Below are 17233 nucleotides of genomic sequence, written 5' to 3'. Positions count from 1 at the left end.
AAGGGAGTTGACGCATCGGCAGCTATGGGTCGCCTTTGGTCTGGACCTATTGACGAGTGGTCCAGACCTTCTTACTCTCACCGCAACACACTGCGGTGAGCCGTCGCAGGGTGAGCGGTGCACGGACCAACCCCGACATTGTCCGGTAGTACTCACCTGAGGAGCACGATGAACATCAGACCCTCCCTCCCCGGAGCCCGGTTCAGATCCAGAGCCGTCGCGGGCCTTACCGCGCTGCTGCTTCCGATGGCCGCCCTCGTCGGGCTGGCCTCCCCCGCCGAGGCCGCGACCTCGGCGACCGCCACCTACGCCAAGGCGTCCGACTGGGGCACCGGCTTCGAGGGCAAGTGGACGGTGAAGAACACCGGCACCACCAGCCTCAGCGCCTGGACCGTGGAGTGGGACTTCCCCGCCGGCACCGCCGTGACCTCCGGCTGGGACGCCGACATCACCGCTTCCGCCAACCACTGGACCGCCAGGAACAAGTCCTACAACGGCACCCTCGCCCCCGGCGCGTCGGTCAGCTTCGGCTTCAACGGCGCCGGCGCGGGCTCGCCGTCCGGCTGCAAGCTGAACGGCGCCGCGTGCGACGGCACCGGCGGCGGCGTTCCCGCCGACAACCCGCCCTCCGCGCCCGGCACCCCGACCGCGAGCGGCATCACCGACACCTCGGTCACCCTGAGCTGGACGGCGGCGACGGACGACAAGGGCGTCAAGAACTACGACGTCCTGCGGGGCGGCGCGAAGATCGCCACGGTCACCGGTACGACGTACACCAACACCGGTCTGAGCGCGGGCACCGACTACTCGTACACCGTCCAGGCCCGTGACACGGCCGACCAGACCGGCCCGGTCAGCGGCGCCCGCGCGGTCCGCACCACGGGCGGCGGCGGTGGCGGCACCGACCCGGGCGGCCCGGGCACCGGCGGCAAGGTCAAGCTCGGCTACTTCACCGAGTGGGGCGTCTACGACCGGAACTACCACGTCAAGAACGTGGTGTCCTCCGGCTCCGCGGCCAAGATCACCCACATCAACTACGCGTTCGGCAATGTCACCGGCGGCAAATGCGCCATGGGTGACGCCTACGCCGCTACCGACAAGGCGTACACGGCCGACCAGGCGGTCGACGGCGTCGCCGACACCTGGGACCAGCCGCTGCGCGGCAACTTCAACCAGCTGCGCAAGCTCAAGGCCAAGTACCCGAACATCAAGGTCCTCTGGTCCTTCGGCGGATGGACCTGGTCCGGCGGCTTCCCGGACGCCGTGAAGAACCCGACGGCCTTCGCGCAGTCCTGCTACGACCTGGTGAAGGACCCCCGCTGGGCCGGCGTCTTCGACGGCATCGACCTGGACTGGGAGTACCCGAACGCCTGCGGCCTGTCCTGCGACACCAGCGGCTCGGCCTCCTTCAAGACCATGGTGCAGGCCATGCGGGCCAAGTTCGGCGCGAACGCCCTGGTCACCGCGGCTGTCACGGCGGACGCCTCGGCCGGTGGCAAGATCGACAAGGTCGACTACGCGGGCGCTGCCCCGTCGCTGAACTGGTTCAACGTCATGACGTACGACTTCTTCGGCGCCTTCGCCGCGCAGGGCCCCACGGCCCCGCACTCCCCGCTCACCTCGTACCCGGGCATCCCGCAGGCCGGCTTCAACTCCGCCGAGGCGATAGCCAAGTTCAAGGCACAGGGAGTCCCGGCCGGCAAGCTGCTGCTCGGCATCGGCTTCTACGGGCGCGGCTGGACGGGCGTGACCCAGGACGCCCCGGGCGGCACCGCGACCGGCGCCGCCCCCGGCACGTACGAGGCGGGCATCGAGGACTACAAGATCCTCAAGAACACCTGCCCGCCCACCGGCACGATCGCCGGCACCAGCTACGCCCACTGCGGCACCAACTGGTGGAGCTACGACACCCCGGCCACGGTCACGTCCAAGATGTCGTGGGCGAACCAGCAGGGCCTGGGAGGCGCGTTCTTCTGGGACTTCACCGGTGACACCGCGAGCGGCGAACTGGTGACCGCGCTCAGCGGCGGCCTCGGCTAAGTCCTGTCCGGCGGCACACGTGAGGGGGGCGGCGCATCGGCGCCGCCCCCCTCACGTCATCTTCGTCCCGGAAACTCCGGAGGCCCGCTCAGGCCACGTTCACGCGCTGTCCCGGCGGCGCCGCCTCCAGCCACGCGAGGAAGCCCGTGAGCGCGTCGTCGCTCATCGCCAGCTCCAGGCGGACCTCGCCGAGCGCGCACACCAGGATGACCGCGTCGGAGAGCAGGGCCAGCTCCTCCTCGCCCTCGGGGGCGCGGCGGGCCAGGACCTCGATCGCCGAGCGCTCCAGGGTGCGGCGCGGGCGGGGGGCGTACGAGAAGACCCGGAACCAGTTGATCCGGTCGCTGTTGTAGCGGGCGACGCCGTACACCCAGCCCTTGCCGGAGAGATCGGGTTCCTCCGGCACATTCCAGCGCAGGCTGCAGTCGAAGGTCCCTCCGGAGCGCTGGATCAGCCGCCGGCGCAGACCGAAGACGAAGAGCCCCACCGCAACCAGTACGACGACCAGTCCGCACACGAGCAGAACGAGGATCATCAACACCGACCTCCTCGCCTTATCCAGTCCCGGACCAAGAACAGCGCCTGCCACCTGCATCGCCTCAGCCGCGACCCGGTCTGGAGAGTCCAGCCAGGGCCGCGGCTGAGGGTAAAGCGTCCGCGACGCGCGTCAGCGCACCGCCACCGCGCGCATCCGGACGTCGGCGCGCCGCTCAGCGGCATCGTCGTCGTCCGACTTCGCGCGTTCCAGCGCACGCTCGGCGCGCTGGGCATCGATCTCGTCCGCCAGCTCGACGATCTCCGCCAGCAGCGAAAGCTTGTTGTCGGCGAACGAGATGAAACCGCCGTGCACAGCGGCCACGACCGTCCCGCCGTCGCTCGTACGAATGGTCACCGGGCCCGACTCCAGCACACCCAGGAGCGGCTGGTGACCGGGCATGACGCCGATGTCGCCGGACGCGGTGCGCGCGACGACCAGGGTGGCCTCGCCGGACCAGACACTGCGGTCAGCGGCGACCAGCTCGACATGCAGCTCAGCAGCCAAGGGTGGCTCCTCGGGTCACCACCCGGCTGTTCAGCCGGGTGTTGGGCTTAATTCTATGGGGTGTCGATGGGAGCGTCGGAGGGGGGCAGGACGAACCCGCCCCCCTCCATGAGCCGCGGGGGCTCAGGAGACGCCCAGCTCCTTGGCGTTGGCCTTGAGGTCCTCAATGCCACCGCACATGAAGAACGCCTGCTCGGGGAAGTGGTCGTAGTCCCCGTCGCAGATCGCGTTGAACGCGGTGATCGACTCGTCGAGCGGAACGTCCGAACCGTCCACGCCGGTGAACTGCTTGGCGACGTGGGTGTTCTGCGACAGGAAGCGCTCGACGCGACGGGCACGGTGGACAACGAGCTTGTCCTCCTCGCCCAGCTCGTCGATACCGAGGATCGCGATGATGTCCTGGAGGTCCTTGTACTTCTGCAGGATCCCCTTGACACGGGTCGCCGTGTCGTAGTGGTCCTGCGCGATGTAGCGCGGGTCCAGGATGCGGGACGTGGAGTCCAGCGGGTCCACGGCCGGGTAGATGCCCTTCTCGGAGATCGGACGGGAGAGAACCGTCGTCGCGTCGAGGTGGGCGAACGTGGTGGCCGGGGCCGGGTCGGTCAGGTCGTCCGCGGGGACGTAGATCGCCTGCATCGAGGTGATCGAGTGACCGCGGGTCGACGTGATGCGCTCCTGGAGGAGACCCATCTCGTCGGCCAGGTTCGGCTGGTAACCCACCGCGGACGGCATACGGCCGAGCAGGGTGGACACCTCCGAACCCGCCTGGGTGTAACGGAAGATGTTGTCGATGAAGAAGAGCACGTCCTGCTTCTGCACATCGCGGAAGTACTCCGCCATGGTCAGACCGGCCAGCGCGACGCGAAGACGCGTGCCCGGCGGCTCATCCATCTGACCGAAGACAAGCGCCGTCTTGTCGATGACGCCGGAGTCGGTCATCTCCTCGATGAGGTCGTTGCCCTCACGGGTACGCTCACCGACGCCCGCGAACACCGACACACCGTCGTGGTTGTTGGCGACGCGGTAGATCATTTCCTGGATCAGCACGGTCTTGCCGACACCGGCACCACCGAACAGACCGATCTTGCCGCCCTTGACGTACGGGGTCAGCAGGTCGATGACCTTGACGCCGGTCTCGAACATCTCGGTCTTCGACTCGAGCTGGTCGAACGTGGGCGCCTTGCGGTGGATGGGCCACCGCTCGGTGATCTCCGACTCGGCCTCGGGCTTGTTCAGGATCTCACCGAGGGTGTTGAACACCTTGCCCTTGGTGACTTCGCCGACCGGCACCGTGATGCCGTTGCCCGTGTCGGTCACCGCGGCCTGGCGGACCAGACCGTCGGTGGGCTGCATCGAGATGGCGCGGACCACACCGTCACCCAGGTGCTGGGCGACTTCCAGGGTCAGCTTCTTGAGCTTCCCGTCCTCGGCCGGGTCGGCCACCTGGACGGTCAGCGCGTTGTAGATCTCCGGCATCGCGTCGACGGGGAACTCCACGTCGACGACCGGGCCGATGACCCGCGCGACACGGCCGGTGGCCACGCCGGCAGGAGCGGTCGGCTCAACAGTGGTGGTCATTATTTGTCACTCCCCGCGGTCGCGTCGGCCAGGGCGCTGGCGCCACCGACGATCTCGCTGATTTCCTGGGTGATTTCGGCCTGGCGGGCCGCGTTGGCAAGCCGGGAGAACGTCTTGATGAGCTCTCCGGCGTTGTCGGTCGCCGACTTCATCGCGCGGCGGGTGGCAGCGTGCTTGGAAGCAGCGGCCTGGAGCAGCGCGTTGTAGATACGGCTTTCGACGTAGCGCGGCAGCAGAGCGTCGAGGACGTCCTCCGCCGACGGCTCGAAGTCGAACAGCGGAAGGATCTCGCCCTTCGTACCGGCTTCTTCCGCCGCCTGCTCAAGGCTGAGGGGCAGCAGCCGGTTCTTGACCGGTGTCTGCGTCAGCATCGAGACGAACTCGGTGAAGACGACGTGGAGCTCGTCCACGCCACCCTCGGCCGTGTCCTGCTGGACGGCCGCGATCAGCGGAGCCGACACCTTCTTGGCGTCCGCGTACGTCGGGTTGTCGGTGAAGCCGCTCCACGCGTCCGTGACCTTGCGCTCACGGAAGCCGTAGTAGGCGACACCCTTGCGGCCGACGATGTACGTGTCGACCTCCTTGCCCTCACCACGGAGCCGCTCGGTGAGCTGCTCCGCCGCCTTGATGGCGTTCGAGGAGTAGCCGCCGGCCAGACCGCGGTCGCTCGTGATGAGCAGAACCGCGGCACGGACCGGAGACTCCGCCTCGGTGGTCAGCGGGTGCTTCGTCGTCGACCCCGTCGCGACCGCGGTGACCGCGCGGGTCAGCTCGATCGCGTACGGCGTGGACGCCGCCACCTGGCGCTGCGCCTTGACGATGCGCGAGGCGGCGATCATCTCCATCGCCTTGGTGATCTTCTTGGTCGCGGTGACGGATTTGATGCGACGCTTGTAGACCCGGAGCTGGGCTCCCATGAGTCAGGTCCCTTCCGTCGTCACTTGGACGCGTTGGCGGCCGGCGCGTCGTCGCCCAGGAGCTTGCCGTCCGAGGTCTCGAACTGCTGCTTGAAGGCGGTGATGGCGTCCGCGACGGACTGCAGCGTGTCGTCGGACATCTTGCCGCCCTCGGCGATGCTGGTCAGCAGTTCCTTGCGCTCGCGGCGCAGGTACTCCAGCAGCTCGGTCTCGAAGCGGCGGATGTCGTTGACCGGTACGTCGTCCATCTTGCCGGTGGTGCCGGCCCAGACGGAGACGACCTGCTCCTCCATCGGGTACGGCGAGTACTGCGGCTGCTTCAGCAGCTCGACCATGCGCTTACCGCGCTCCAGCGACGCCTTGGAGGCCGCGTCCAGGTCGGAGCCGAAGGAGGCGAACGCCTCCAGCTCACGGTACTGGGCGAGGTCCACGCGCAGTCGGCCGGAAACCTGCTTCATGGCCTTGTGCTGGGCGGAGCCACCGACGCGGGAGACCGAGATACCGACGTTCAGAGCCGGACGCTGGCCGGCGTTGAAGAGGTCGGACTCCAGGAAGCACTGGCCGTCGGTGATGGAGATGACGTTGGTCGGGATGAACGCCGACACGTCGTTGGCCTTCGTCTCGACGATCGGGAGACCCGTCATCGAACCGGCACCCATCTCGTCGGAGAGCTTGGCGCAGCGCTCCAGCAGACGCGAGTGCAGGTAGAAGACGTCGCCCGGGTACGCCTCACGGCCCGGCGGGCGGCGCAGCAGCAGGGACACGGCGCGGTAGGCGTCGGCCTGCTTCGAAAGGTCGTCGAAGATGATCAGGACGTGCTTGCCCTGGTACATCCAGTGCTGGCCGATGGCCGAACCGGTGTACGGCGCCAGGTACTTGAAGCCGGCCGGGTCGGACGCGGGGGCGGCGACGATCGTCGTGTACTCGAGCGCGCCCGCCTCCTCCAGCGCACCGCGTACGGACGCGATGGTGGAGCCCTTCTGGCCGATGGCGACGTAGATGCAGCGGACCTGCTTCTTCGTGTCGCCCGAGCGCCAGTTGTCACGCTGGTTGATGATCGTGTCGACGGCCAGCGCGGTCTTGCCGGTCTGACGGTCGCCGATGATCAGCTGACGCTGGCCACGGCCGATCGGCACCATGGCGTCGACAGCCTTGTAGCCGGTCTGCATCGGCTCGTGGACCGACTTGCGGATCATGACGCCCGGGGCCTGCAGCTCCAGGGCGCGGCGTTCATCGGTCTCGATCTCGCCGAGGCCGTCGATCGGGTTGCCGAGGGGGTCGACGACGCGACCCAGGTAGCCCTCGCCGACAGCGACGGAGAGGACCTCGCCGGTACGGGTGACCGACTGTCCCTCCTCGACACCGCTGAATTCGCCGAGGACGATCGCACCGATCTCGCGCTCCTCAAGGTTGAGGGCGAGACCAAGGGTGCCGTCCTCGAACTTCAGCAGCTCGTTCGCCATGGCCGAGGGAAGACCCTCGATCTTGGCGATGCCGTCTCCGGCCACGCTGACCGTACCGACCTCCTCGCGCGAGGCCGCGTCCGGCTTGTACGACTGGACAAAGTTCTCCAGCGCGTCCCGGATCTCCTCCGGCCGGATCGTGAGCTCCGCCATCTGGGTTCCCTGCTCTCCTTGTTGGGCCCGAAGTTTCTAAGGGGGTCTGGGGGCGACCCCCAGGAATCTTCCGCAATTTCTGCACGGCCCAACCGGGCCGCTGGTCTTGCTGTTTTCTGTTGGCGGTCCGTCGCGGACGTCAGCCGGCGAGCCGTCGGGTCGCCTCTTCGAGACGCTCCGCGACCGTGCCGTTGATGACCTCGTCGCCGACCCGCACCGAGATCCCGCCGAGGACCTCGGGGTCCACGTCCAGGTTCAGGTGCATGGGGTGGCCGTACAGCTTCGCCAGAGCGGCGCCGAGGCGCTGCTTCTGTCCGTCGGTGAGCGGCACCGCCGAGGTCACGACGGCGACCATGCGGTCCCGGCGGGCCGCGGCGAGCCGGGACAGGGTCTGAAGACCCGCTTCCAGGCTACGTCCACGGGGCTGGGTCACCAGGCGCACGACAAGGCGCTCGGTGCTCGCGTCGGCCCGGCCGCCGAGCAGGCTGCTGAGCAGCCCGGTCTTGGCGGGGACCGTAGCGGCCCGGTCGGTCAGCGCGGCCCGCAGTTCGGTGCTGGACTCGACGATCCGGCCGAACCGGAACAGCTCGTCCTCCACGTCGTCGAGCGCGCCGGTCCGCTGGGCGGCGGTGAGCTCGGCGGTGGCCGCCAGCTCCTCCACCGCGTCCACGAGGTCGCGGGGCTGCGACCAGCGGGACCGGACCATGCCGGAGATCAGGTCGACGGCGGTGCCGCCCACCTGCCCGCTCAGCAGGCGCCCGGCCAGCTCGGCCTTGGCCTCGCCGGCCTGGGCCGGATCGGTCAGGACCCGGCGCAGTGAGACCTCACGGTCGAGCAGCGCGGTCACGGCGGCCAGCTCGTCGGCGAGCTTCGCCGCGTCGACCGAGGTGCTGTCGGTCAGCGCGTCGAGGCGCTCACGTGCGGCAGCCAGTGCCTCGCGGCTCGCTCCGTTCATCGTGCGGCCTCGGCCTTCTCGGCGCCGTCCTCGAGTTCGTCGAGGAAGCGGTCGATGGTGCGGCTCTGCCGGGCGTGGTCCTCAAGGGACTCGCCGACGAGCTTGCCGGCCAGGTCGGTGGCGAGCTTGCCCACGTCGCGGCGGAGTGCGCCGGCCGCGGCCTTGCGGTCCGCCTCGATCTGGGTGTGGCCGGCGGCGATGATCTCTTCGCGCTGACGCTGGCCTTCGGCCTTCATCTCCTGGATGATCGCGACACCCTGCTCGGTCGCCTCCTGGCGGAGCCGGGCAGCTTCGTGACGGGCCTCGGCGAGCTGAGCCTTGTACTGCTCAAGAACGCTCTCGGCCTCGGTCTTGGCCGCGTCGGCCTTCTCCATGCCGCCTTCGATGGCCTCGCGACGCTGTTCCAGAACCTTGTTGATGTTCGGGAGGAGCTTCTTGGCGAGGAAACCGAAGACGATGACGAAGGCGAGCAGGCCAATGACGAGCTCGGGAATCGGCGGGACCAGGGGGTTCTCCAACTCCCCGGACGCGATAGTGAGCAGTGCGCTCATATCAGTGCCTTTCGTCTAGTGGGCTGGTCGTGAATCGAAGATCACGTGCCGTAGACGAACGGCATGACCAGACCGATGAGGGCCAGCGCCTCACAGAACGCGAAGCCGAGGATCTGGTTGGCGCGGATCAGACCGGCGGCCTCGGGCTGACGGGCGAGAGCCTGGGTACCGTTACCGAAGATGATGCCGACGCCGACGCCGGGGCCGATCGCGGCGAGGCCGTAGCCGACGGAACCGAGGGAGCCGCTGACAGCAGCAAGAGTCTGGGACATGCCAGTTCTTCCTTCTCTTTCACGGACCGGTGGGGGTTGGCCACCGGACGACTTGGGTGGTGAAGCGGGCGCCGATCAGTGGTTCTCGGCGAGCGCGCCCTGGATGTAGGTGACGGTCAGGAGTACGAAGACGTACGCCTGCAGCGCCTGGATGAAGAGCTCGAAGGCCGTCATCACGATGACCATGATGAACGAGACGCCCGCGTACACGATCCCCAGGCCGTTCAGCAGGTACCAGCTGGCGATCGTGAAGAGCAGCAGCAGGGTGTGACCGGCGAACATGTTCGCGAAGAGTCGCACGGCGTGGGTGAACGGCCGGACCAGCAGGTTCGAGAAGAACTCGATCAGCATGGCCAGCGGGAGCACCGGGCCGAGCGACTTGTCGTAGCCGGTGATGTTCTTGAGCGCGCCGACGAATCCGTGCCGCTTGAAGGTCAGCGACACCCACAGGACATAGACGATCAGTGCGAGCACGATCGGGTACGCGATGATCGCCGTCACCGGGAACTGCGCGACCGGGATGATCGACCAGAGGTTCATCATCCAGACGAAGAAGAACAGCGACACGACCAGCGGGACGTACTTCTCGCCCTCGCGCTTGCCGAGCGTCTCGTAGACGATGCCGCGCCGGACGAAGTCGTAGCCGGCCTCAGCCACCATCTGGAGCTTGCCGGGGACGATCTTCGGCTTGCGGAAGGCGGCCCAGAAGAAGCCGACGATGATGATCGAGCCGAGCAGCGCCAGCAGCATCGGCTTGTTGAAGTACAGGTTGCTGCTCGCGTCACCCACCAGGGGCTCGAACAGGAACGAGTGCAGGCCGGGTGCCGGGAAGCCACAACCATCGAAGATGTGGCAGTCGGTCTCGAAGGCGAGCACCTGCGTCGGGTCAGCACTCACCGCGGGCTCCTTCAGCATGGCGCATAGGTACGGCAACCTCGTTGTGTCGGCACGGCGCACAGCCGCGGTACGGCACTGGACTGGTGAAACGGATGTGGGAACAGCGGTCGGGCCTTGAGCCTCGCGTGGGTACAGGCGTCAGCTCGGATGCCCGCGCCCGCAATGCCGCAGTTGGCACCGGACGATAGCAGGATCCGGAACCGGTGCTTATCCCGGCCCTACCCCTCACGTCGACGACCCCGTCTTCGTGGTCGTGTCGGCCTTCGAGGAGTCGGGTTCGACATAGAGGATCTTGGCCTTCATATGCGCACGGGCCTGGGCGGCGATCCACGCGAGGGTCGCCGCGACGAGCGTGATGGCAAAGGCTTTCGGGTTGAACAGCGTGGTGTCCTTGAAGGTCGCCACGAAGATGAAGAGCAGCAACAGCTGGGCCGTGTACAGCATCAGGCCCATCGCCTGGAACAAATGCGGCAGGGACTTCGCTGTCCTGTTCAGCACCACGAGCCCGATGCCCATGAAGACCATGACCACCAGCGCTCCGACGGCGGCTCCGAGAGCTCCCTTGCCGCCCGCGAGCACCCCGCTGATCACGGCGGCGATCGCGCCGACGGCAGCGGTGGGTACGGCGGTGTGAAGGAGGTTCCGGACGTCGTTGGACGGCATGGCGGCGGCTCCGCTGGGTGGACTGGGTGGGGCAGATGAGGTCGTCATGGACGAGCGTAGGCCCGGTCCGAGAGAAGGCTCTCGGGCCAACGCACCCTCGCACTAGGGTCTTTCGGCTCTGTCGCCGAGCTTCGTGAACGATATCACAAACTATTTGATGAGGTCTTTACTCTGGACTGTGCGGACCGTCACACGCGAGAGTGACCGTGCGCGCGTGAGCAAGACAACAGCACGGCTTGCCTGGTAATGCGCCGCGATGGGAAAAATGCCCGATCGTTCAGTTACGTGAACTGGCTTTCCCACGATCGGGAAAACGCGAACGAGCGCTCAGAGCCGTCGCCCCGTTGACGCCGGCCGGAACGGGCGTACGTTCCGCTCCCGCCTCCTCCAGGGCCTCCTGGGCCCGTTCGGCTTCCGCTCCGGCCCCGACCGCGTTCCCGGCACGGCCGTAGCGCTCCTCCTGCCACCGGCGGCGCCGGTAGCGCGGCGGCACGAAGGCCTGCGCCCAGAGCGGAGCGCGCGGCGTGAAGCGCGGCAGCAGCAGGAGCACCAGACCGACCGCGCTCAGCCCGACGATGACCAGCACGATCCAGGTCGACGCCGAGTGCACCGAGTACGCCACCACACCGAACGCGATCAGCGCCGACCAGAAGTACATGATCAGGACGGACCTGCTGTGCGAGTGGCCGATCTCCAGCAGCCGGTGGTGGAGATGGCCCCGGTCCGCGGCGAACGGTGATTTGCCGTTCCAGGTACGGCGTACGACCGCCAGCACCAGGTCGGCGAACGGGATCGCGATGATCGTCAGCGGCAGCAGCAGGGGGATGAAGACCGGCAGCGCCGCGTGGGTGGCCTCACGGGTGGAGCCCTCGAAGATCTTCAGGGCGTCCGGGTCGACCTGGCCCGTCACCGAGATCGCGCCGGCGGCGAGCACCAGTCCGATCAGCATCGATCCCGAGTCACCCATGAAGATCCGGGCGGGGTGCATGTTGTGCGGCAGGAAACCCACGCACATGCCCATCAGGATGGCGGCGAAGAGCGTCGCGGGGGCGGCCGCCTCGATGCCGTACCCGTACCAGATCCGGTACGTGTACAGGAAGAACGCCCCGGCCGCGATGCAGACCATGCCCGCCGCGAGACCGTCCAGACCGTCCACGAAGTTGACCGCGTTGATCGTGATGACGACCAGCGCGACAGTGAGCAGGGTGCCCTGCCAGGAGGTCAGCGAGACGGTGCCGTAGCCGGGCACCGGGATCCACAGGATCGTCAGCCCCTGCACCACCATCACGCCCGCGGCGATCATCTGCGCGCCGAGTTTGATCAGGGCGTCGATCTCGAACTTGTCGTCCAGGACGCCGACCAGCCAGATCAGAGCGGCGCCGGAGAGCAGCGCGCGCGGCTCGTTGGACAACTCGAAGACCCCGTTGAGGTTCTGCAGGTTGTCGGCGACGAGCAGTCCCGCGCACAGCCCGAAGAACATGGCGATGCCGCCGAGTCTCGGCGTCGGTTCGCGGTGAACGTCACGGGCGCGGATCTCGGGCATCGCACCGGTCGCGATGGCGAACTTCCGCACCGGGCCGGTCAGCAGATAGGTCACCGCAGCCGTCACACACAGCGTCAGCAGGTAATCACGCACGGGTTTGCCCCACAGGAATCGCCGGCCATCTCAGCCCCACACACTAGCCCGCGCCGGACCCACTGTCGGATACCGAGTCGCCCTACGAGCGAGGACGGCGGATCAGCGGAACTGGTTGCACCACTTCCCGCCGGGGTTCATTCCCCTCGCTTCACCCGCATATAGGGCGGAAACCTCTCCGTCAGTTCCCGCACTTCGGAACGGACCCTGCGCGCCCCGTCAGCGTCCTCGCGCAGCGCCGAGGTGATGAGGACCGCGATCCGCGCCATTTCCGCCTCAGACATGCCCTGAGTGGTCACGGCGGCGGTCCCGAGCCGGATCCCCCGCCCTTCCAGGTGCGGCAGCACGCAGATGTCCAGCACGATGCCGGCCGCGGCGAGCCGGCCGCGTACCGCTCTGCCGTCCATCCCGAGCGGAGCGGGATCGGCGGTGATCAGATGGGTGTCGGTACCGTCCGTGGTGATGTCGAAACCCTCCGCGTCCAGCGCGTCCGCGAGTACCCGCGCGTTGGCGACGACCTGATGGGCGTACGCCGTGAACGCCGGGGTCGCCGCCTCGCCGAAAGCGACGGCCTTGGCGGCGATGGTGTGCATCTGCGCGCCGCCCTGTGTGAACGGGAAGACCGCGCGGTCGACGCGCTCGGCCAACTCCGCGCCGCACAGCACCATTCCGCCGCGCGGACCGCGCAGCACCTTGTGCGTGGTCGCGCACACCACATCGGCGTACGGCACCGGGTTGGGCGCTGCTCCCCCGGCGACCAGGCCGATGGGGTGGGCCGCGTCGACGATGAGATACGCGCCGACCTCGTCGGCGATCTCGCGGAACGCGGCGTGGTCGATATGGCGGGGGTAGGAGATCGAGCCGCAGACGATGGCCTTGGGGCGGTGTGCGCGCGCCAGGTTCCGTACCCGCGCGTAGTCGATCAGGCCGCTCTCCACGTCGACCCCGTATCCGACGAAGTCGAACCAGCGGCCGGAGAAGTTGGCGGTCGAGCCGTGGGTGAGGTGGCCGCCCTGCCGCAGCCCCATCGCGAGCACGGTGTCGCCGGGCCGCAGCAGCGCGGCGTACGCGGCGAGGACCGCGGCGGACCCGGAGTGCGGCTGTACGTTCGCGTGCTCGGCACCGAAGAGGGCGCGGGCCCGCCGCACGGCGATCCGCTCCGCCGCGTCGACCAGTTCGCAGCCCCCGTGGTGGCGGGCGCCGGGGTAGCCCTCGGCGTACTTGTTGGCGAGCGGGGAACCCAGCGCGGCGAGGACCGCGGGCGAGGTGAAGTTCTCCGCGGCGATGAGCTGGAGGCTGTCGGACTGCCGGCGCAGCTCCCCGAAGATCAGCTCGGCCATCTCGGGATCCTGCCGCAGCAGGGCGTCCGGCTCCGGCGTGTAGGGGGCGGCTGTTGGTGCGGCGGATCGTGCGCTGATGACCGGCATCGCTGGCTCCGGGCCTCGGAAATGTGCTCGCCATCCAATGTAGGCCGCTGCCGGTACGGCTGCGCCCCGGAGACGAACCGAGCCCTCAGAACTACCGGCGGGGGGATCGCCCGCTCAGAGGACGCCCCGGGCCGGGACACCGGTGAGTGCCGTGACGACCGGGTCCAGGGCCTGGTGGATCTCGTCGCCGACCGAGCGGAAGAAGGTGATGGGGGCGCCGTACGGGTCGTAGACCTCGTCGGCCTCCGCGTTCGGGGCGAGCAGCCACCCGCGCAGTGCCGCGGCCGCGCGGACCAGGGCGCGGGCGCGTTCGACCACGCCTTCGTCGAGGGGGTCGGGCAGGGTGGCCGGGTCTATGGCCCGGACGAGCCGGGTGAACTCCTTGAGCGTGAAGGTCCGCAGACCCGCGGAGTGGCCCATGGAGATCACCTGGGCGCGGTGGTCGCGGGTCGCGGTGAGGACGAGGTCGGCGCGGATGACGTGTTCGTCGAGGAGTTCACGGCCGATGAAGCCGGACGCGTCGGCGCCGAAGTCGGCGAGCACGGCCTCGGCGTTGGCTTCCATGGGGGCGCCTTCGTGTCCCCAGGTGCCGGCGCTCTCCACGATCAGGCCGTCGGTGAGCGCTTCGCCGAGGCGGACGGTGAGGGCATGGCGGGTCAGCCGCTCGGTGATGGGCGAGCGGCAGACGTTGCCGGTGCTGACGTGGAGGATGCGGAAGGTGTGGCCGGTGTGTGCGGTATCCGCTATGCCACGCCCCTCAGGGGCGGTCAATTGGCCACCTCGAGGTCGGGTACGACCTTGCGGAGCTCCGCCGCGTCGAGGGCGCCGGCCCGCAGCAGGACGGGGACCTTGCCGGTGACGTCGACGATCGAGGAGGGGACGTTGCCCGGGGTGGGACCGCCGTCGAGGTAGACGGAGACGGAGTCCCCGAGCATTTCCTGGGCGGCGTCGCAGTTCTCGGGGGCCGGGTGTCCCGTGAGGTTGGCGCTGGAGACGGCCATCGGGCCGACCTCGGTGAGCAGTTCGATGGCGACGGGGTGCAGCGGCATACGGATCGCGACGGTGCCGCGGGTGTCGCCGAGGTCCCACTGGAGGGACGGCTGGTGCTTGGCGACGATGGTGAGGGCGCCCGGCCAGAACGCGTCGACGAGTTCCCACGCCTGCTCGGAGAAGTCCGTGACGAGGCCGTGCAGGGTGTTCGGGGAACCGATCAGGACGGGGGTGGGCATGTTGCGGCCGCGCCCCTTGGCCGCGAGCAGGTCGGCGACGGCCTCCGAGCCGAAGGCGTCCGCGCCGATCCCGTACACGGTGTCGGTGGGCAGCACGACCAGCTCGCCGCGGCGGACGGCCGACGCGGCTTCCCGCAGACCGGTGGAGCGGTCGGTCGCGTCGTTGCAGTCGTATCGCCGAGCCATTTAACGGGCCTCCTCGTGCACACACACGGTCTGATGGATCGGAGCGGAAGATGCGGGAACCACCGCAGACGCGGGGACCGCGGAAGAAACGGGGGCGGCGGTGGAAGCGGCGCACAGCGCGGTAAGGGTCACGGCATGGCCTTGCGGGCCGTCGCGAACCGGGGGCGCTTGTTCAGGTCGGGGTGGTCGGCCGCGTCCGCCCAGCCGGATTCCTCGCTGAAGATCCACGGGACCTGTCCGCCCTGGGTGTCCGCGTGTTCGATGACGACGAGGCCGCCGGGCCGCAGCAGCCGGTGCGCGGTGCGCTCGATGCCGCGGATGGTGTCGAGGCCGTCCTCGCCGGAGAAGAGGGCCATCTCCGGGTCGTGGTCGCGGGCCTCGGGGGCGACGTACTCCCATTCGGTGAGCGGGATGTACGGCGGGTTGGAGATCACGAGGTCGACCTGGCCGTTGAGCTCCGGGAGGGCGCTCAGGGCGTCTCCCTGGTGCACGGTGACCCTGGACCCCTCGGCGTTCTTCCGCGTCCAGGTGAGGGCGTCCTCGGACAGTTCCACGGCGTGCACGCGCGAGCGCGGCACCTCCTGCGCCATGGCGAGCGCGATCGCGCCGGAGCCGGAGCACAGGTCGACGATGAGCGGCTCGACGACGTCCATGGCGCGTACCGCGTCTATGGCCCACCCGACGACCGATTCGGTCTCCGGGCGCGGGACGAAGACGCCGGGCCCGACCTGGAGTTCCAGGTAGCGGAAGAAGGCGCGGCCGGTGATGTGCTGGAGCGGCTCGCGGGCCTCGCGGCGGGCGATGGTCTCCCAGTACCGGGCGTCGAAGTCCGTGTCCTTGACGTTGTGCAGCTCTCCCCGCTTGACGCCGTGGACGTAGGCGGCGAGTTCCTCCGCGTCGAAGCGCGGTGAGGGCACGCCCGCGTCGGCCAGCCGCTGGGTGGCCTGGGCCACCTCGGCGAGCAGCAGACTGCGGGGGACGGGCCCGCGGCGGAGCCGCTGAGGGTCGCTGGGCCCCCCAGAATGTGGCTGCACGCTGGTTCCTCCGGACTGCGAGAGTGATTACTGGGCGGCCGCGAGCTTCGCGGCGGAATCCGCGTCGACGCAGGCCTGGATGACGGGGTCGATCTCTCCGTCGAGCACCTGGTCCAAGTTGTACGCCTTGAAACCGACGCGGTGGTCGGAGATCCGGTTTTCCGGGAAGTTGTACGTGCGGATCTTCTCGGACCGGTCGACGGTACGCACCTGGCTGCGCCGGGCGTCGGCGGCCTTGCTCTCCGCCTCTTCCTGGGCGGCCGCGAGGAGCCGCGAGCGCAGGATACGCATGGCCTGCTCCTTGTTCTGGAGCTGGCTCTTCTCGTTCTGGCAGGAGGCCACGACACCGGTGGGCAGGTGTGTGATGCGCACGGCGGAGTCGGTGGTGTTGACGGACTGGCCGCCGGGGCCGGAGGAGCGGTAGACGTCGATGCGCAGATCGTTGGGGTTGATCTCGACGTCGATCTCCTCGGCCTCCGGTGTCACGAGGACACCGGCCGCGGAGGTGTGGATACGGCCCTGGGACTCGGTGGCGGGCACGCGCTGGACGCGGTGCACCCCGCCCTCGTACTTGAGGCGGGCCCAGACGCCCTGTCCCGGCTCGGTGGCCCCGTTGCCGCCCTTGGTCTTCACGGCGACCTGGACGTCCTTGTAGCCGCCCAGCTCGGACTCGGTGGCGTCGATGATCTCGGTCTTCCAGCCGACGCGCTCCGCGTACCGCAGGTACATGCGGAGCAGGTCGCCGGCGAAGAGCGCGGACTCGTCGCCGCCGGCGCCCGCCTTGACCTCCAGGATGACGTCCTTGTCGTCGTTGGGGTCACGCGGTACGAGCAGCATGCGGAGCTTCTCGGTGAGCTGCTCGCGCTGCTTCTCCAGCACCTTGACCTCGGCCGCGAAATCGGGGTCGTCGGCCGCGAACTCGCGGGCCGTGCCGATGTCGTCCCCGGTCTGCTTCCAGGAGCGGTACGCGCCGACGATCGGGGTCAGCTCGGCGTAGCGCTTGTTGAGCTTGCGCGCGTTCGCCTGATCGGCGTGGACCGACGGGTCGGCCAGCTTCTTCTCCAGATCGGCGTGCTCGCCGATCAGTTCCTCGACCGCCTCGAACATCGGGGTCTCCTGGTTCCGTACGAAGGTGCTTCGGGACGGCAAAAGCGCCGGTCCCGACGCCCCGGGAGAGGGGCGCCGAGGAC

Annotated in this window: 17 protein-coding genes; 1 reads left to right on the top strand and 16 read right to left on the bottom strand. The window is 68.7% G+C overall.

Going from position 1 to position 17233, the window contains the following annotated elements:
* Nucleotides 1-168: 168 nt before the first annotated feature.
* A complete protein-coding gene (locus tag ACIBAE_RS01385) occupies nt 169-2040 on the top strand; it encodes a glycosyl hydrolase family 18 protein (RefSeq protein ID WP_399281683.1) in 1872 nt (623 codons plus the stop codon).
* 88 nt (nt 2041-2128) lie between these two features.
* On the opposite strand, the gene ACIBAE_RS01380 is transcribed toward ACIBAE_RS01385, so the two are convergent.
* The 16 genes from ACIBAE_RS01380 to prfA all read right to left on the bottom strand — a co-directional run bounded on the left by ACIBAE_RS01380 (nt 2129) and on the right by prfA (nt 17150).
* Nucleotides 2129-2575, bottom strand: coding sequence for a DUF2550 domain-containing protein (locus tag ACIBAE_RS01380; RefSeq protein WP_399281682.1), 447 nt, complete (start codon nt 2573-2575; stop codon nt 2129-2131).
* Between the two features lie 132 nt (nt 2576-2707).
* Nucleotides 2708-3082 (bottom strand): F0F1 ATP synthase subunit epsilon, encoded by a 375-nt coding sequence (locus tag ACIBAE_RS01375; RefSeq protein WP_399281681.1) that lies wholly within the window; start codon nt 3080-3082, stop codon nt 2708-2710.
* A gap of 123 nt (nt 3083-3205) precedes the next feature.
* Nucleotides 3206-4660 (bottom strand): F0F1 ATP synthase subunit beta, encoded by a 1455-nt coding sequence (gene atpD, locus ACIBAE_RS01370; protein WP_399281680.1) that lies wholly within the window; start codon nt 4658-4660, stop codon nt 3206-3208.
* Complete coding sequence (locus ACIBAE_RS01365; protein ID WP_399281679.1) at nt 4660-5577, bottom strand: F0F1 ATP synthase subunit gamma; 918 nt, start codon at nt 5575-5577, stop codon at nt 4660-4662. Before ACIBAE_RS01365 ends, atpD begins: the two co-directional genes overlap by 1 nt.
* A gap of 20 nt (nt 5578-5597) precedes the next feature.
* Entirely contained in the window at nt 5598-7193 is a 1596-nt protein-coding gene (atpA, locus tag ACIBAE_RS01360; RefSeq protein WP_399281678.1) for a F0F1 ATP synthase subunit alpha, read from the bottom strand.
* Nucleotides 7194-7332: 139 nt separating this feature from the next.
* A complete protein-coding gene (locus ACIBAE_RS01355) occupies nt 7333-8148 on the bottom strand; it encodes a F0F1 ATP synthase subunit delta (RefSeq protein ID WP_399281676.1) in 816 nt (271 codons plus the stop codon).
* Complete coding sequence (locus ACIBAE_RS01350) at nt 8145-8699, bottom strand: F0F1 ATP synthase subunit B (RefSeq protein WP_399281675.1); 555 nt, start codon at nt 8697-8699, stop codon at nt 8145-8147. Before ACIBAE_RS01350 ends, ACIBAE_RS01355 begins: the two co-directional genes overlap by 4 nt.
* 41 nt (nt 8700-8740) lie before the next feature.
* The gene (gene atpE / locus ACIBAE_RS01345; protein WP_073889576.1) at nt 8741-8971 is read right to left on the bottom strand and encodes an ATP synthase F0 subunit C; all 231 of its coding nucleotides are present in this window, start codon (nt 8969-8971) and stop codon (nt 8741-8743) included.
* 75 nt (nt 8972-9046) lie between these two features.
* Nucleotides 9047-9883, bottom strand: a complete 837-nt coding sequence (gene atpB / locus ACIBAE_RS01340; RefSeq protein ID WP_399281987.1) for a F0F1 ATP synthase subunit A — start codon at nt 9881-9883, stop codon at nt 9047-9049.
* Nucleotides 9884-10093: 210 nt separating this feature from the next.
* Nucleotides 10094-10531 (bottom strand): hypothetical protein, encoded by a 438-nt coding sequence (locus ACIBAE_RS01335; protein WP_399281674.1) that lies wholly within the window; start codon nt 10529-10531, stop codon nt 10094-10096.
* A 277-nt stretch (nt 10532-10808) separates the two neighbouring features.
* Nucleotides 10809-12167 (bottom strand): MraY family glycosyltransferase, encoded by a 1359-nt coding sequence (locus tag ACIBAE_RS01330; protein ID WP_399281673.1) that lies wholly within the window; start codon nt 12165-12167, stop codon nt 10809-10811.
* Between the two features lie 137 nt (nt 12168-12304).
* Nucleotides 12305-13594 (bottom strand): serine hydroxymethyltransferase, encoded by a 1290-nt coding sequence (gene glyA / locus ACIBAE_RS01325; protein WP_399281672.1) that lies wholly within the window; start codon nt 13592-13594, stop codon nt 12305-12307.
* A 114-nt stretch (nt 13595-13708) separates the two neighbouring features.
* Nucleotides 13709-14365 carry a protein-tyrosine-phosphatase gene (locus tag ACIBAE_RS01320; RefSeq protein WP_399281671.1) on the bottom strand — a complete coding sequence of 219 codons (657 nt, stop codon included), beginning with the start codon at nt 14363-14365 and terminating at the stop codon, nt 13709-13711.
* The gene (locus ACIBAE_RS01315) at nt 14362-15009 is read right to left on the bottom strand and encodes an L-threonylcarbamoyladenylate synthase (protein WP_399281670.1); all 648 of its coding nucleotides are present in this window, start codon (nt 15007-15009) and stop codon (nt 14362-14364) included. The genes ACIBAE_RS01320 and ACIBAE_RS01315 overlap by 4 nt, the downstream gene beginning before the upstream one ends.
* A gap of 128 nt (nt 15010-15137) precedes the next feature.
* Nucleotides 15138-15977, bottom strand: a complete 840-nt coding sequence (gene prmC, locus ACIBAE_RS01310) for a peptide chain release factor N(5)-glutamine methyltransferase (protein WP_399281986.1) — start codon at nt 15975-15977, stop codon at nt 15138-15140.
* A 93-nt stretch (nt 15978-16070) separates the two neighbouring features.
* A complete protein-coding gene (gene prfA, locus ACIBAE_RS01305) occupies nt 16071-17150 on the bottom strand; it encodes a peptide chain release factor 1 (RefSeq protein WP_399281669.1) in 1080 nt (359 codons plus the stop codon).
* Nucleotides 17151-17233: the final 83 nt, after the last annotated feature.

The organism is Streptomyces sp. NPDC051569 (genome assembly GCF_044454085.1).
In the GTDB taxonomy this organism is placed as follows: Bacteria; Actinomycetota; Actinomycetes; order Streptomycetales; family Streptomycetaceae; genus Streptomyces.
The sequence above is the reverse complement of the archived record's forward strand: the minus strand, read 5'-3'. Positions and strand labels throughout refer to the sequence as shown.

Coding starts and splice junctions, on each gene's coding strand:
- ACIBAE_RS01350 (WP_399281675.1), bottom strand. CDS start 8,699: ATGAGCGCACTGCTCACTATCGCGTCCGGGGAGTTGGAGAACCCCCTG.
- ACIBAE_RS01365 (WP_399281679.1), bottom strand. CDS start 5,577: ATGGGAGCCCAGCTCCGGGTCTACAAGCGTCGCATCAAATCCGTCACC.
- ACIBAE_RS01315 (WP_399281670.1), bottom strand. CDS start 15,009: ATGGCTCGGCGATACGACTGCAACGACGCGACCGACCGCTCCACCGGT.
- atpA (WP_399281678.1), bottom strand. CDS start 7,193: ATGGCGGAGCTCACGATCCGGCCGGAGGAGATCCGGGACGCGCTGGAG.
- ACIBAE_RS01355 (WP_399281676.1), bottom strand. CDS start 8,148: ATGAACGGAGCGAGCCGCGAGGCACTGGCTGCCGCACGTGAGCGCCTC.
- ACIBAE_RS01380 (WP_399281682.1), bottom strand. CDS start 2,575: ATGATCCTCGTTCTGCTCGTGTGCGGACTGGTCGTCGTACTGGTTGCG.
- atpE (WP_073889576.1), bottom strand. CDS start 8,971: ATGTCCCAGACTCTTGCTGCTGTCAGCGGCTCCCTCGGTTCCGTCGGC.
- prfA (WP_399281669.1), bottom strand. CDS start 17,150: ATGTTCGAGGCGGTCGAGGAACTGATCGGCGAGCACGCCGATCTGGAG.
- ACIBAE_RS01385 (WP_399281683.1), top strand. CDS start 169: ATGAACATCAGACCCTCCCTCCCCGGAGCCCGGTTCAGATCCAGAGCC.
- atpD (WP_399281680.1), bottom strand. CDS start 4,660: ATGACCACCACTGTTGAGCCGACCGCTCCTGCCGGCGTGGCCACCGGC.
- glyA (WP_399281672.1), bottom strand. CDS start 13,594: ATGCCGGTCATCAGCGCACGATCCGCCGCACCAACAGCCGCCCCCTAC.
- ACIBAE_RS01335 (WP_399281674.1), bottom strand. CDS start 10,531: ATGCCGTCCAACGACGTCCGGAACCTCCTTCACACCGCCGTACCCACC.